This window comes from Enterobacter cloacae complex sp.6700776, assembly GCF_048284255.1.
Classification (GTDB): Bacteria; Pseudomonadota; Gammaproteobacteria; order Enterobacterales; family Enterobacteriaceae; genus Enterobacter; species Enterobacter intestinihominis.
The window spans coordinates 1-327 of sequence record NZ_JBLVYK010000118.1 but is presented as its reverse complement, the minus strand read 5'-3'; the positions used below and the strand labels follow the sequence as shown (position 1 = coordinate 327).

Below are 327 nucleotides of genomic sequence, written 5' to 3'. Positions count from 1 at the left end.
ACTCAGTAACTTTAAGCATGACCAGATTGCCTTGCCGAGTGCCGAGGTTGACCCTTACGAATCCTTGAATGAGCAATGTGCAGACCGCTCTCTGACGTTGGAAATTCGACCCGATGCCATTCATCAGACACTATCGACCGCGCGAGGGCAAAAGAGTAAAACGCGCATTTTAAACTACATGCTGGAGAAAAACCCGACCCAGTTTGCCTTGTGGCAAGCGGGGGATAATCTTAGCAATTTGCTTGACCCCGCATCCACCGTTGCATGTCCCTTTGCCATCAGCATGACGGTGTATGTGGAAGATTTGGTCAAAACCCAGAATGAGGC

Annotated in this window: 1 pseudogene; it reads left to right on the top strand. The window is 49.8% G+C overall.

Annotated features, from left to right (window positions below):
* Positions 1-327 (top strand): annotated as a pseudogene (locus ACNQ0T_RS23475) (type IV secretion system protein TraC); the annotation flags it as partial.